Raw genomic sequence first — 13,483 nt, forward strand, 5'->3', positions numbered from 1 at the left:
GCGATCCTGCCGAAGCATGGGCAGGATCGCATGTCACGAGATCGTCAGGCGTCGCTCTTGTTACGCCAGGGGAAGAGGTTGGCCGGGAAGTCGGCCGCCGGCTTGCGCGGACGATGCGGCGGGGGCGGCGCCGGATGTGCACCGGGCTCCGAGACGATCGCCTTGCGGTAGAGATGCCAGGTGGCATGGCCGAGCAGGGGGATCACCACGGCAAGGCCGAGGAAGGCCGGGATCGTGCCGAGCGCGAGCAGCACTGCCACGATCACCCCCCAGGCGGCCATCGGCACCGGGTTCCTCGCGATCACGCGCAGCGAGGTGCTCATCGCCTCGAACGCGCCGGCATGGCGGTCCAGCATCAACGGGAACGACACGGCGCTGATGCAGAGCGCGGCGAGCGCGAACAGGAAGCCGGCGCCGCAGCCGACAACGATCAGCCACCAGCCCTGCTGCGTCGTCAGCACGCGCGTCGTGAAGTCCGAGATTCCAGTGACGCCCTCATAGCCGAACGCCGCGACATAGATCGCCTGCGCGGTCGCAACCCAGGTCACGAACAGAGCGAGCAGCAGTGCGCCGAGGCCGAGCATCGCCCCGAACGAAGGCGAGCGCAGTACCTCCATCGCATTCCAGGCGCTGGCTTCCTCATAGCGTTCACGCCGGCTGGAGAGCTCGTAGAGACCGAGCGCTGCGAAGGGGCCGATCAGCGCGAAGCCGGCGGCGAGCGGAAACAGCAACGGCAGCACCGAATAGCCCATGACCATGCGGGCGAGCACGAGGCCGAGCACCGGATAGATCACGCAGAGGATGATGGCGTGGCTCGGCACGGCCTTGAAATCTTCCCAGCCGCGCCTGAGCGCATCCTGCAGGTCGGACAGCTGGATGGTTCGGATCACCGGTCCAGACGCATCCGTTGTCTGGACGATCGTGGGGACATTGCCCTGGTAGAGTGTGGCCATGGTCGCTAGCTCCCTTGCCGAGCGGCCGACTCCGGCGCCGGCAAACGGCGCGAGCGGCCGCCATTCTCTGAAGTCCCGCGATCCCGGCCAGACGCGAATTCCGGAAGGCATCGCGAGCTGAAGTCGAAGCGTACGCTGATTTCCGAGTCATGTCCCTCACGCTTGGGTGAGATTCGATGCCGCATCGCAACCTCGACGATGTCATTCGGCCGTCATTTCGCCGCAGATAAGCTGATGCTGGTTGATGGTTCGCAGAACGCGCGGGCGCAACGCAGGAACTTCGTCTATAAGAGCCACTCAAGGCCCTTCCAACGGATCCTTTTCGGGGAGCAGATATGAGTATTTTCGGGAAAATCATGAGCGCGATCTTTGGCAGCCAGCCGGCTTCCGCCGCGCCCGCCGGTGGCGCAGCGGCGCCCGCTGGAGCCGCGCCGGCACCGGGCGCCGCGCCCATGGCCGCGGTCGACGTGGCGGCAATCGTCGACAAGGCGGTGGCCGCGCACAAGGGCGAGAAGCTGGAATGGCGTACCTCGATCGTCGACCTCATGAAGGCGCTCGACATCGATTCCAGCCTCGCTGCGCGCAAGGACCTTGCCAAGGAACTCGGCTACACCGGTGACATGAACGACTCGGCCAGCATGAACGTCTGGCTGCACAAGCAGGTGATGTCCAAGCTCGCCGCCAATGGCGGCAAGCTGCCGCCGGAGATCAAGCACTGACCGATCGGTCGCTGCGAAGCGATCGCAAGGGCCCGCGCCTGTCGCGGGCCCTTTTTGCTTTCAGGCGACGAGATCCGCATCCTCCGGATGCCGCTCGAGATAGTCGACCACGAAGCCGCAGCCGGCGATCACCTTCTTGCCGTCGCGGCGGATGAGCTCCAGCGCGCCTTTCACCAGTTCGGAGCCGATGCCGCGACCGCGTAGCGCGTGCGGCGTCTCGGTATGGGTGATGATGACCGCCGTCGGGGTCAGCCGGTAATTGGCGAAGGCGACGTCGCTGCCGACATCGAGTTCGAAGCGGCTCCTGTCCCTGTTGTCCCGTACCGATGCCACCATGCAAGATCCTTCAGACGTGCTGCTTTGCTCTGATCTAGGCGCCTGAACCGGCCCTTGCCAAGGTGCGACCCAGCAAGGTTGCTGCAGGGGAGATATCCGCAAAATGCGTGTCCGGCTCGGTCTCATGGTGCTGCTCGCCGCGCTGACCACGACGGTGACGGCCTGCGGCTGAGGGCGGCCCGGCCTGGGAGGCTTGCGTGGGGTCGACCAGCACGCCGGACCAGCGGGTCAAAGCTCGGAGCGCTGTAACAAGGCGGTCTGCTCAATCGGCTGCTTTGGCGAGCCTGGAATCTTCGGGCTGCTGCGGCGGGCGCAGGCATACCTGGCAGATGACCAGGGAGCGGTTGACCCTGGCATCCTGCTCGGCCTCGCTGGCGTCTTGTGGCTGCCACCATTCCTTCGACTGGGGCTGAAGTTCGGCCTGTGATGTGTTGCGCTCGGATCGAGCGGCGGCGCGGGCTGGTCGTGAGGCTGCAAGCGGCCGATTGGGATCCACGCCCGCGCCATCCCAGGCATAGCGGCCGGGCTTGAAGGCCGCATCGGAGGCCAGATGCGCCTGCGGCGCCACGGCACATCCGGCGAGCGCCAGCGACAACAGGAGGAAGGCGGGCGCTTTGACCATGATGCGGCACTCTGTACGCGAGAACTGAGCGAGGGTGCGCCGATCATGTTTAAAATTCACTGAACGATTGCGGCCGTGCCGGCGACAGACGCGCATGCGCTATTTGATGTTTCTGCTCGCTCTGTTCGTCTCCGCCGCGCGTGCGGAGGATGCCAAGCCGTTCGATCCGTCCGACTATCCGCCGGGCGTGCAGAAGGCGCTGCGCTTTGCCAACGACGAATGCACCAGCCAGGACGGCGGCGAGGTGACCTTCGCACCCGATACGGTACGCAGGATCGATCTCACCGGTGACGGCCGCGACGACTACATCGTCGATTTCAGCGAGACCATGCGGTGATCGCGAGACGACCTATTGCGGCCCGGATCGCGCATGACCTTGCGGCGCACGATCGTGGCCTCGCGCTGTCGAGCCATGACCAGTCGTCACTTCACATGGACCTCCCGTTCGAGCCGTTCCTGAGCAATGTGCACGACAAATGTCCTCAGGTGTACTATCGCACCGAAAACATCGTCACCCGTCTGGACAAGCCGGTTCATGACTACAAGATCGCCGAGGGTGCACGAAACTTTCAGGATCGTTACAGGCCAACTGGCAACGTGACGATCACGGGTGACATTCCATTCTCAAGCGTGCACGCTTGCCTGACAGCCACGCGAAACTTCATCACCGCCGTCGAGCATCGGGGCTACGGGGGGCTACAGCTTCTGGTGCATGGATGAGGCGCTCCAGGAGCTGTGGCCGCTTCTCGAAGATCTCCCGCCCGCCGTTAGCTGAGCGCGAGAACTGGCGTCACGACGACACGGGATCGAGATGTTCCCCGCCGTGACGCTCGGCGAGCAGCTCCTTCACCTTTTCGATGAACTTGTTCTTGACGACGGTTCTTCCCGGGCAGGCGTGCGTCGTCAACGGGTCTTCCTTATGGACTTTCATCGTATCCGGATCGAGGCCGAGCACCGCGGACATCGTCGCGACCGCTGCGACGGCGTTCCTTTGAACGCGCAATCCACGGCCGGAATTGAATTCATCGCGGTCGTAATCGCCGAGCATTTCAAATCCCAGGGCAGTCTTGTTATAGGAGGGAGAATGGACGCCTGACATGGTCAGGGGAGTGAACACCCAGATCTGCCTATCGTCGATGAAAAGATGCGGACCGGCTTTCCAGTGCTGCTGATCTCTGTAAAAGCCCTCCAGGTTTAGAATGTGCTGTTTCGTAAACCCATTGGGCCGCTGCGCGAGTGTTGGCACCGCCGTGTTGTGAACAACAATGAATGCAGGCCGCCATCCGGACCATCGCAGAGCGTGCGCGTAGCTGTCGAATTCATCTGCAGTATAGGCGGTACCAACTATTCCTTTCCATTCCACCATGACCTTCTCCCCAAAAAAAGCGTTTGAAAAAATTTCAGTCGCAATGCGTGCCGGACGGGCCCGCTCTCTTCGAAGCACCGGGAGGTCCGGGCGGTCTGGCAACTTAAACTGGTAGAGCGAAAAATGTCGCGTTGCAAGGAACATGGGCTGCTGCCACGCCTCGTTCCGGCAGCACAGCGAGATATGCGGGTGATTGAGAGCAGCTGAGGTTTGATGTCGAAGCTGCCTTGCAGCGGCGCGGGCGATGGCGATAAATGGGCTGCAATGAGCCGGCGGCCAGCGCGCCGTCCGCTCCCGAAGAGGAATCCCCATGCAGCCCCTGCGCATGTCCCGCCGCGTCATGAATCTCGCTTACATGCTGACCCAGAATGCGCGGCGGCATGGCGCGCGTCCCGGTTTCGTCTGGGGAGACAAATCCTGGAGCTGGCGCCAGATCGATGCGCAGGTCTCGGCGTTGGCGGCGGCGCTGGCCGCGCGCGGCATCGCCAAGGGCGATCGCATCCTGGTCCATTCCAAGAATGGCGACGAGATGTTTGTCTCGATGTTCGCTGCGTTCCGGCTCGGAGCGGTCTGGGTGCCTACCAATTTCCGCCTGATGCCGGACGAGGTCACCTATCTCGCGCAAGCTTCCGGCGCGAAGGCCTTTCTGTGCCATGTCGATTTCCCCGAGCACGCAGCGGCCGTGAAGGGCGGCGCGCTGGAGTTCACCTGGAGCGTCGACGGCAAGGCTGCGTTCGGCGAGACGTCGGTTGCCGATGCCATTGCCTCGCAGGCCGGCGCCAATTTCGCGAACGTCGGTGTCGAGCACGACGATCCCTGCTGGTTCTTCTTCACGTCGGGCACGACAGGCCGCTCCAAGGCCGCGGTGCTGACCCACGGCCAGATGGGCTTTGTGATCACCAACCATCTCGCCGATCTGACCCCCGGCGTCACCGAGAATGACGCCTCGCTGGTGGTGGCGCCGCTGTCGCATGGCGCCGGCGTGCATCAGCTGATGCAGACCGCGCGCGGCGTCTGCACCGTTTTGTTGCCGACCGAGAAGTTCGACATCAACGAGGCGTTCCGCCTGATCGAGACGCATCGGGTCGCCAATCTCTTCACCGTGCCGACGATCCTGAAGATGATGGTCGAGCATCCCGCCGTCGACAAATACGATCACTCGTCGCTGCGTCACGTGATCTATGCAGGCGCGCCGATGTATCGCGAGGACCAGAAGACGGCGTTGAACAAGCTCGGCAAGGTCATCGTCCAGTATTTCGGCCTCGGCGAAGTCACCGGCAACATCACCGTGCTGCCGGCCGCGCTGCACGATCCCGAGGATGGCCCGCACGCCAAGATCGGCACCTGCGGCTTCGAGCGTACCGGCATGCAGGTCTCGATCCAGGACGACGAGGGCCGCGAGCTCGCGGCCAACCAGAGCGGCGAGATCTGCGTGATCGGGCCGGCGGTGCTCGCAGGCTATTACGACAATCCCGAAGCCAACGCGAAGGCGTTCCGCAACGGCTGGTTCCGCACCGGCGATCTCGGCCACATGGACGAGGAGGGTTTTGTCTACATCACGGGACGCGCGTCGGACATGTACATCTCGGGCGGCTCCAATATCTATCCGCGCGAGATCGAGGAGAAGATCCTGACGCATCCCGCGGTCGGCGAGGTCGCCGTGCTCGGCGTGCCCGATGCGACCTGGGGCGAGGTCGGCGTCGCCGTGTGCGTGCCGCGCGAGGGCGCGAAGGCAGTCAGCGAGGCGGAGATGGCCGCGTTCCTGTCGCCGAAGGTACCGCGCTACAAGATGCCAAAGCGCTTCTTCTTCTGGGAGGCCTTGCCGAAGTCGGGCTATGGCAAGATCCCGAAACGCATGGTGCGCGACGAACTCGAGGCGCGCGGGCTGCTCGATCTCGACACGACGAAGACTGGCTGAGTGCAGGCGATGCGGAGTATCAAGCAGCCGGGCGCGCCCATCGCGGAACGCATCCAATGGGTGGAGGCGAGGGGACGCGCGTTTTCGTTCACGCTCCAGGCAGGTTTGCCGTTGCTGGAAGCCGCGCAGCGGGGCTTTGCGGCCGAAGGGTTTACGAGCGGCGTGCTCAACTTCCGGCACGGCGCGCTCGGGCCGTTCGCCTATGTCATGCCGGCATTGTCGAAGACGGGTGAGAACGCGGCGTTCTACAGCGATACGTACCGGCCCGGCGGCGTGACGCGCACCAAGCTCGGCAGCATGACGTTCGGCACGCGCGACGGTGCGCCGTTCTTTCACTGCCACGGGTTGTGGACCGAGGCGGACGGCAAGGCGAGCGGCGGTCACATGCTGCCGGACGAGACTGTCGTTGCCGAACCGTTCGAAGTCGAGGCCTTCGGCCTCGATGGCGCGATGTTTACCGCCGAGCCCGATCCCGAGACCAACTTCAAGCTGTTCGGGCCAGCGGCGGCCGCGCGTACCGGCGCGCGCGCCACGAGCCGTGCTTTCGCGCTGCGGCTGCGTCCCAATCAGGATTTTGCTGGCTCGCTCGAAGACTTCTGCCGCGCGCACGGTATCGCGCGCGCGAAAATCCATGGCGGCGTTGGCTCGACCATCGGCGCGCGCTTCAGCCATGGCGGCGTGACCGAGCCGTTTGCGACCGAGCTTGCGGTGACGGCCGGGCTGATCGCGCCCGGGCCCTCCGGCGCGCTCGAAGCTGCGCTCGACGTCGCACTGATCGACTACACTGGCGGCCTGGCGGAGGGGCGCCTGGTCCGCGGCGACAATCCCGTGCTGATGACCATGGAGCTGGTGCTGGAGGCGCTGGACTAGGCTGCGCTCAAGGCTTGCGCCGGGCGTATCCTGCCGGTTGCACACCGTAATTGTTCTCGTTATGTTCCGAGTTGGGATGCTTGTGACGGAACGGACGGAGAAGCGGCTATGAGCCGGAGAGGTCATCGCACCATCAACCTGCCGGCGCCATATCTGAAGCGGGTCTGGCTCGACCCGTTGCAGGTCGGGGATCGCGCGGCCTATCCGTTTTGCCTGCCGATCTTGCCGGACGATTTCGAGCTCTGCTTCGACAGCGCCATCACGATCATCGTCGGAGAGAATGGCACCGGGAAGTCGACCATCCTCGAGGGCATCGCAGCGCTCGCCGGCTACGACGATGCCGGGGGTGGCAAGGGCTATAGGCCGGTCGACCACTCCGAGGCGCGCGAGAAGATGGGCGGCCAACTCGCCAAGGCGCTGCGCGCGAGCTGGCTGCCGAAGATCACCAACGGCTGGTTCTTCCGCGCCGAGAGCTTCTTCTCGGTGGCGCGGTATCTGGACAAGGCCGCACGTGATGCCGGCCAGGACGGTCCCGATTTTCTCTCGCATTCGCACGGCGAAGGCTTCCTGCGCTTTTTCGAGGAACGCTGCCAGCGGCAGAGCATCTTCATCTTCGACGAGCCGGAATCCGCGCTGTCGCCGGCGCGCCAGATCGAGTTCCTGAAGCTGCTGCGACGCATGGACGACTCCCGCATCTGCCAGGTCATCATGGCGACCCATTCGCCGATGCTGATGGCCTATCCCAACGCGCAGCTGCTTCGGCTTGGGAAATACGGCCTGGAGCCAACGACGGTGGAAGAAACGGATCATTACCGGCTGATGCGCGAATTTTGCACGGACCCGCGCGGGTTCGTCGAGGCGACGTTGGCGGAATGAGACCCGGTCAATTGCAGTTCACCGGTTTTCGTAGTCTGTTATTGCCATGATCAGATCCTGGCGGAATGCGGCTAGCCGCAAGGTCTGGGATGGCGAACGTCCGAACCAGTTTCGCGGACTCGATTTCGAGGCGGCGGCTGATCTGTTGCTAGCGTGAATGTCGCAAAATCGCTTGGCGACCTGAGCCCGTTGAAGAGCGTCGGGTTGCACAAGGGCGATCGCAAAGGGCAATGGGCGATGACGGTCAACGAGCGCTGGCGCATCTGATTCGAGTTCAGCAAAGGCGATGCCCACCAGGTTGAAATTGTCGATTATCATAAGGGCTGAAATCCATGCCTCCTCTGGTGCATCCAGGACGTTTGCTCAAGCGCGAAATGACGGCGCGTGGACTTAGCGCCAATAGGCTTTCGCTCGACATCGGCGTTCCCTCGGGGCGGGTGACCGATATTTTGAACGGGCGGCGCGGTATCTCGGCTGATACGGCGGTGCGTCTCGGTCGCTACTTTGGCAACAGTCCTCAGTTCTGGCTGGACTTGCAGGGGCAATATGACATCGGCGTTGTTTGAACGAGAAAAGGGCGCGGAGATCGCTCGACGCGTAAGGCCGGCCGACGCTGCCTGACGGAGTATTGGTCCACGATTGCACCGGATTCGCCTTCAGACGGCGCAAGACACACTTTCTCCTCCTCGCGGCCTGTTCCGCCCGAGCTTTGCTGTCGTCATCGCCCTCAAAGGTGCCGAGGGCGCAGGGAAGGCGGGTGCCGGCTGGCACCCGCGGTCCGCTGTGCGCAAATGCACAAAAAACAGATGCACAGCGGCATACAGGTGAAGCCAAACATCCGGCCTTCCCTGCGCAGTGGCTTTACGGCTTATGTCGTGCTCTTGTGTCTGGAAAATCTGCCAGAATGTGCGAACGGGCGGTTCTCGTAAAACCGCCCGTCGCTGGATCTGAGCCCGATCGTGCTCGAAGGCCTTGAGCCTGTCGGGGAGCTAGGGACAGATCCGGTGGTCTTCCTCAACCCGAACAGTTGCATGGGCTTCGAGCCCGGACCGAGCAAGGAAGGGATTGGATGATGGCACAAGACGGTCTGGTTGTCGCTGGCATCGACGTGGCCAAGGACAAGGTGGATGTGTGCATTCGCTCATTGTCACAACGGCAGGCGTTCCCAAGCACGCCGGAGGGGCGGCGAGCGTTGATCCGCTGGCTTCGAAAGCACAAGGTCGGCAAGGCCGCCATGGAGGCTTCCGGCGGCTATGAGCGGGAATGGGCCAAAGCGCTGCGCGAGGCTGGTATCGAAGCCCTGATCGTGGATCCGAAGCGGGTGCGCAACTTCGCTAGATCGGCCGGACGGCTCGCCAAGAACGATCCAATCGATGCGGAAATGATTGCCTGGTTCGCCGAGACCTTCATCGAGGCAAAGGGCCAAACGTACGATGCGGCACGTGAGAAACTGGTGCAGATCGTGAATGCGCGCCAGGCTCTGATCGACATGCGGACCAGCTTGCAAAGCAGGAATGAGCATTCCACACCTGACGTCGTGCAGAAAATGCAGGGCCGCCTGCTGAAGCAGATCACCTTGGAAGTTGCCAAGTTGGAAGCAGCGATCGCAGTTCTAATCAAGGCCACGCCGCGTTTTGCCGAACTCGCCGAGATCATCGAGAGCGTGCCGGGTCTTGGCGGGGGCACGTCGGCCGGATTGATCGGGGCGATGCCGGAACTCGGCCAGATCGGGGACAAAGTTGCTGCGGCACTGCTGGGTGCTGCGCCTTATGACGACGACAGCGGCAAACGTCGGGGCGTCCGTCATATCCAGGGCGGGCGCCGCAAAGTCCGCAACCTGTTCTACATGGCGTGCATGGGAGCCGCGACACGGCACAATCCCGTGCTCAAGGCCTTCTATGATCGCCTGATCGCCAAAGGCAAGAAGCCGAAGGTTGCGCTCACTGCCTGCATGCGTAAGCTGATCGTGATCCTCAACGTCATGATCGCACGCGGCGAGAAATGGGATGCCAAGCGGTACGAAGTCGGCGGCACCGCTCGGCTTCCGCCGAGCGCATGCACAGCCTGAAGATCGGTGAGCGGACGGGGTCAAGGCCGTCAGCCGCCGAAGGCGGTGGCGCGCGAGCGCCAGCCTTGAGGCCGGCCGGTCGCCGAGCTACTTCACAGTTGCTCCCCGGGGAGCGATGCACTATTGCCCCCGTCGCCTTGCGGATGACTGATGTCCCGACCCGGTTGGGCCGCAGCATCACCACAGACTTGACGCACAGACCCCGGGCGCCAGGACCACACGATTTTGCCGTACGCAGGCTGCACCGGTCGTGTGCGCGATAGGTCGCTGCTCACGGTGTGACCCGCCCTGCAAACACCCTTCGCGCCGACGCAGCCTGCGTCCACCACGTCCCATCCCGCGTTCGTGACGATCGCGATACGCCCCTCGGCCCGGGACGGGATGGGTGTCGTATACGATAATCCGAAGTTCTGATAAAGAGAAATATTTTCGGGTGGCGGCGTTGACCCCGCCATGGGTGTTTTGCCCGCCGGGCCTCGCAATGGGTTGTGGGTAGGCGGAAATCGCCGCCGCAACCACGCCACGAACCGGTCTCCCCTCGGCCCCAAAATGCGCTAGGATGACCGCAGCGCGCATTCAAGTCGCGCACGATCAACGAGACGTATGAGGAAACGAGATGAGGGTGACGATTGGACGACGCATGGCCGTGGCTGCGGTGCTGGCTACCGCGGGAGCGGCGGCTTTGACGGTGGCGTTTGCGCCGGCTTTTTCACCGGCGGCTTGGGCGCATGGGCCGACCCGGCAGAAGGTGCGGGAATCCATCGAGATCAACGCGCCGCAGGACAAGGTGTGGGCAGCGATCCGTAACTTCCAGGACATGAGCTGGCTTCCACCCGTCACCAAGACCACGGGCGAGAAGGGCAACGAGGTCGGCGCGACGCGGACGCTGACGCTGCAGGGCGGCGCGACCGTCGAGGAGGAGCTCTACAAATACGAGCCCGACATGCTGAGCTATTCGTACCGGATCACCAAGGTCGACGTGAAGGTGCTGCCGGTCACCAATTATTCCTCGACGCTGACGGTGTCGCCGGCTTCCGACGGCAAGTCGAAGCTGGAATGGGCCGGCGCGTTCTACCGCGGCTTTCCCAACAACGATCCACCGCCGGAACTGAACGACGAAGCCGCCAAAACCGCGGTGAGCGGGCTCTACAAGACCGGCCTCGAAGCGCTGAAGAAGAAGATCGAGAGCGGCAGCTGACCGTGCGGGCGCAGGTGTTGCGGGCGCTGGTTCTGGCGGCGCTCGCCGCCGGCCTTTGCCATGCCGGCCCCGGCGGCGCGCGCGCCGAGGAGGCGTTCGTCACCAACCAGCTCAGCGACGATCTGATGGTGGTGGATCTCGGCACTCTGCGCAGCGTCGCGACCATCCCGATCGGCGGCAAGCCGGCCGGAATCGCGGTCAGCGCGGACGGGCGCTTTGCCTATGTGACGAGCCCGGACGCCAAGGCGGTGACCGTGGTGGACGCCGCGAGCCGGCAGGTCGCGGGGCGGATCGAGGTGGGCGGCGGGCCGCTCGGCATTGCCGTGGCGCCCGACGGCAAGACGGTCTATGTCGCGGACTGGTATGCAGCGGCGGTGCGGGTGATCGATGCGGCGTCACGCAGCGTCACCGCCAGCATCGCGGTCGGCGCCTCGCCGTCGGGCCTTGCGGTGACGCCTGACGGCAAGCTGCTGCTCTCGGCGGACCGCGATGACGACAGCGTATCGATCGTGGACACGACGTCGCGCCAGCGCAAGGCGACCATCAAGGTCGGCACCCGCCCGTTCGGCGTCACCATCGATGCCGAGGGCAAGCGCGCCTACACCGCTAATGTCGGCTCCGACGACGTCTCGGTGATCGACCTCGCGGAGGCGCGCGAGATCGCCCGCGTGAAGGTCGGCATGCGCCCCTATGCGGTGGCGCTGACGATGGGCCGCGGCTTCGTCACCGACCAATATGGCGGCACCGTCAGCGTGTTCGACCTGGCGAGCCTGAAGCCGGTCAAGCGCATCAATGTCGGAGATTATCCCGAGGGCATCGCGGCCACCGCCGACAGCAAGCGCGTCATCGTGGCGTGCTGGGAGAGCAACACGCTCAGCATCATCGATGCGACGGAGCTGAAGGTGATCAGCGAGGTCAAGACCGGCGACGGCCCAAGGGCGTTCGGGGCATTCTTGCGCAGGACCGAGTAGGGGGTCTTCTTCGTAGCCCGCATGAGCGACGCGACATGCGGGACAACGCCATCCTCATCCGCCGACGGTCCCGGATATCGCTACGCTCATCCGGGCTACGGCACCGGGACACAGCGTCGATGCAATCTCATCCATCCGCTCAAACACATGATCCGGCCCCAGCGCCCGCAGCGCGGCCGGTGCCGCATAGCCCCAGCACACCGCGCCGCAGGCAATTCCCACCGCGCGCGCCGCCTCGATGTCGCGCACCTCGTCGCCGATCGCGATGACCTTGTCCGACGAGATGCTGGCACGGCGGATGACCCGACGAAATTTCGCGGGCTTGCCGAATACCGACGCCGCGCAGTCGAAATGCGAGAACAGCGCCGCGCTCGGCCCAAGCTTCTCGCGCGCATTGGCCTCGCTGTCGGACGTCACCAGCGCAAGTTGCACGCCGTTCTCAACCAGCGTCCGCAGCATCGTCTCGACGCCCGCGAACAGCGAAATCTCGGAAGCCGCCTCCGCCTTCAACCGCCGCGCATGCCGCGCAATCGCCGGCAACTTCCACAAGGGCACTTCGAGCCGGCTGAGGATCTCCCGCGTCGAGGCATGCCGCAGCCCGTCGATGTCCTCATCCCGTACACGACGAAAGCCGAAGTGGTCGGCGATGTCGTTGATGGTGCGCAGGAACCAGGGAAAGCTGTCGGCGAGGGTGCCGTCGAGATCGAAGATGGCGAGGGACTAGGCACCCATGACAGATATTGTCGGGAATCTAGGACCGAGAGCCAATCCCAAAGAATGTCCTGATCGATTCGATCGAGCGCTCTAGAATTGCAAGCACGAGGTTGGTGCTGAATCCGACCATGAACGGCAAAATGATCAATGCAAAATCGGAGGGAGTTAGCGAGGCGCTGCTGTCATAAATGGCGTTGCCCATCTTATCGAAGGCCAAACTCCCGATTGGCACGCCTATCAGTGATCCGAACAGGCATCCGAGTATTATTCTTATCTTAAGAATGCTTTCATCCGTTACGTCGGAAATGTCTGACAGAGTCTCAGAAAGGATCTTGTCCGGGCGCGTTGTTGCGATACGCGTGCCAAGAAAAGCACATGCGCCTAAGCCGCCTTGCGCTACCGCCCAAACAATCAGCGAGAGCAAGAACGAAGCATTAAACAGCAAGGTGCCTTTGGCGAAAAACCCGCCATACAGAAATCGATAGAGAACTATTATGAGGGTAGCCAAAAGGAACGCGAGAGGAAGCTTGTCGAAGAAAACACTAAGCTCGCGGACACGAATTTTCTGTCGCAATCCATCGCTTAGATAGGAAGCAAGTACAGCAATCTTCTCATCCAGAAGCTTCCATTCTTCGCCGGTTGGTACGCGACCGGTGGGACTGTAAGATAGATTGTTCAGCGGACCAAGATCTATCGAGTCGAGCTGACCGGTTTCAAATTTTACTTTCTGCTCAAATAGGAATTGCTTCAGATTTTGCACTTCTCGCAACTGTCCTGCGAAGCGCTTGTCGCAAATTAAGTTCGGAGCAATCGATGGTGCGATGAGACTTGCTTCCGCGATATTGTGAGATAGATCGTTCACAATGGTTCTC

Annotated in this window: 17 protein-coding genes; 10 read left to right on the plus strand and 7 right to left on the minus strand. The window is 63.1% G+C overall.

The window, feature by feature from the left end; all coding sequences use genetic code 11:
• Positions 1–44 precede the first annotated feature (44 nt).
• Positions 45–953, minus strand: coding sequence for a DUF2189 domain-containing protein (locus tag IVB24_RS20865; protein WP_247768415.1), 909 nt, complete (start codon positions 951–953; stop codon positions 45–47).
• 335 nt (positions 954–1,288) lie between these two features.
• On the opposite strand from IVB24_RS20865, the gene IVB24_RS20870 reads away from it, so the two are divergent.
• Entirely contained in the window at positions 1,289–1,672 is a 384-nt protein-coding gene (locus IVB24_RS20870; protein WP_162406527.1) for a DUF3597 domain-containing protein, read from the plus strand.
• A gap of 60 nt (positions 1,673–1,732) precedes the next feature.
• On the opposite strand, the gene IVB24_RS20875 is transcribed toward IVB24_RS20870, so the two are convergent.
• Both IVB24_RS20875 and IVB24_RS20880 read right to left on the minus strand, forming a co-directional pair.
• Positions 1,733–2,008 (minus strand): GNAT family N-acetyltransferase, encoded by a 276-nt coding sequence (locus IVB24_RS20875; RefSeq protein WP_140479844.1) that lies wholly within the window; start codon positions 2,006–2,008, stop codon positions 1,733–1,735.
• Positions 2,009–2,270: 262 nt separating this feature from the next.
• Positions 2,271–2,630 carry a hypothetical protein gene (locus IVB24_RS20880; RefSeq protein WP_247768417.1) on the minus strand — a complete coding sequence of 120 codons (360 nt, stop codon included), beginning with the start codon at positions 2,628–2,630 and terminating at the stop codon, positions 2,271–2,273.
• A 94-nt stretch (positions 2,631–2,724) separates the two neighbouring features.
• Between IVB24_RS20880 and IVB24_RS20885 the strand changes: the two genes are divergently transcribed.
• Together IVB24_RS20885 and IVB24_RS20890 are read left to right on the plus strand one after the other, a co-directional pair.
• On the plus strand, positions 2,725–2,967 hold the full coding sequence (locus tag IVB24_RS20885) for a hypothetical protein (RefSeq protein ID WP_247768419.1): 243 nt from the start codon (positions 2,725–2,727) through the stop codon (positions 2,965–2,967).
• Entirely contained in the window at positions 2,964–3,350 is a 387-nt protein-coding gene (locus IVB24_RS20890) for a hypothetical protein (RefSeq protein ID WP_247768421.1), read from the plus strand. The genes IVB24_RS20885 and IVB24_RS20890 overlap by 4 nt, the downstream gene beginning before the upstream one ends.
• 70 nt (positions 3,351–3,420) lie before the next feature.
• On the opposite strand, the gene IVB24_RS20895 is transcribed toward IVB24_RS20890, so the two are convergent.
• Positions 3,421–4,308 (minus strand): peptidoglycan recognition family protein, encoded by an 888-nt coding sequence (locus tag IVB24_RS20895; protein WP_247768423.1) that lies wholly within the window; start codon positions 4,306–4,308, stop codon positions 3,421–3,423.
• On the opposite strand from IVB24_RS20895, the gene IVB24_RS20900 reads away from it, so the two are divergent.
• From IVB24_RS20900 to IVB24_RS20910, 3 genes are all read left to right on the plus strand, one after another.
• Positions 4,307–5,914, plus strand: coding sequence for an acyl-CoA synthetase (locus IVB24_RS20900; protein ID WP_247768425.1), 1,608 nt, complete (start codon positions 4,307–4,309; stop codon positions 5,912–5,914). The two genes, IVB24_RS20895 and IVB24_RS20900, sit on opposite strands and share 2 nt — an antisense overlap.
• Positions 5,915–5,923: 9 nt before the next feature.
• Positions 5,924–6,784, plus strand: a complete 861-nt coding sequence (locus IVB24_RS20905; RefSeq protein WP_247768427.1) for a DUF296 domain-containing protein — start codon at positions 5,924–5,926, stop codon at positions 6,782–6,784.
• A 108-nt stretch (positions 6,785–6,892) separates the two neighbouring features.
• Entirely contained in the window at positions 6,893–7,660 is a 768-nt protein-coding gene (locus IVB24_RS20910; RefSeq protein ID WP_247768429.1) for an AAA family ATPase, read from the plus strand.
• Positions 7,661–7,678: 18 nt separating this feature from the next.
• On the opposite strand, the gene IVB24_RS20915 is transcribed toward IVB24_RS20910, so the two are convergent.
• Positions 7,679–7,978 carry a hypothetical protein gene (locus IVB24_RS20915; RefSeq protein ID WP_247768431.1) on the minus strand — a complete coding sequence of 100 codons (300 nt, stop codon included), beginning with the start codon at positions 7,976–7,978 and terminating at the stop codon, positions 7,679–7,681.
• Between the two features lie 14 nt (positions 7,979–7,992).
• Here IVB24_RS20915 and IVB24_RS20920 point away from each other — a divergent pair, with 14 nt between their 5' ends.
• From IVB24_RS20920 to IVB24_RS20935, 4 genes are all read left to right on the plus strand, one after another.
• Positions 7,993–8,226, plus strand: a complete 234-nt coding sequence (locus IVB24_RS20920) for a HigA family addiction module antitoxin (RefSeq protein WP_247768433.1) — start codon at positions 7,993–7,995, stop codon at positions 8,224–8,226.
• 503 nt (positions 8,227–8,729) lie between these two features.
• Positions 8,730–9,728 carry an IS110 family transposase gene (locus tag IVB24_RS20925; protein ID WP_247768435.1) on the plus strand — a complete coding sequence of 333 codons (999 nt, stop codon included), beginning with the start codon at positions 8,730–8,732 and terminating at the stop codon, positions 9,726–9,728.
• Between the two features lie 616 nt (positions 9,729–10,344).
• Positions 10,345–10,926, plus strand: coding sequence for an SRPBCC family protein (locus IVB24_RS20930; RefSeq protein WP_094977823.1), 582 nt, complete (start codon positions 10,345–10,347; stop codon positions 10,924–10,926).
• Positions 10,927–10,943: 17 nt separating this feature from the next.
• On the plus strand, positions 10,944–11,897 hold the full coding sequence (locus IVB24_RS20935) for a cytochrome D1 domain-containing protein (protein WP_247774140.1): 954 nt from the start codon (positions 10,944–10,946) through the stop codon (positions 11,895–11,897).
• A 54-nt stretch (positions 11,898–11,951) separates the two neighbouring features.
• Here the strand turns inward: IVB24_RS20935 and IVB24_RS20940 are convergent, their stop codons facing one another.
• Together IVB24_RS20940 and IVB24_RS20945 are read right to left on the minus strand one after the other, a co-directional pair.
• Positions 11,952–12,608: an HAD family hydrolase gene (locus tag IVB24_RS20940; RefSeq protein ID WP_247774141.1), complete on the minus strand. Its 657-nt coding sequence runs from the start codon at positions 12,606–12,608 to the stop codon at positions 11,952–11,954.
• A gap of 40 nt (positions 12,609–12,648) precedes the next feature.
• Complete coding sequence (locus IVB24_RS20945) at positions 12,649–13,473, minus strand: hypothetical protein (RefSeq protein WP_247768436.1); 825 nt, start codon at positions 13,471–13,473, stop codon at positions 12,649–12,651.
• Positions 13,474–13,483: the final 10 nt, after the last annotated feature.

The sequence above is a fragment of the Bradyrhizobium sp. 192 genome, from assembly GCF_023100965.1.
GTDB classification, from domain to species: Bacteria; Pseudomonadota; Alphaproteobacteria; order Rhizobiales; family Xanthobacteraceae; genus Bradyrhizobium; species Bradyrhizobium symbiodeficiens.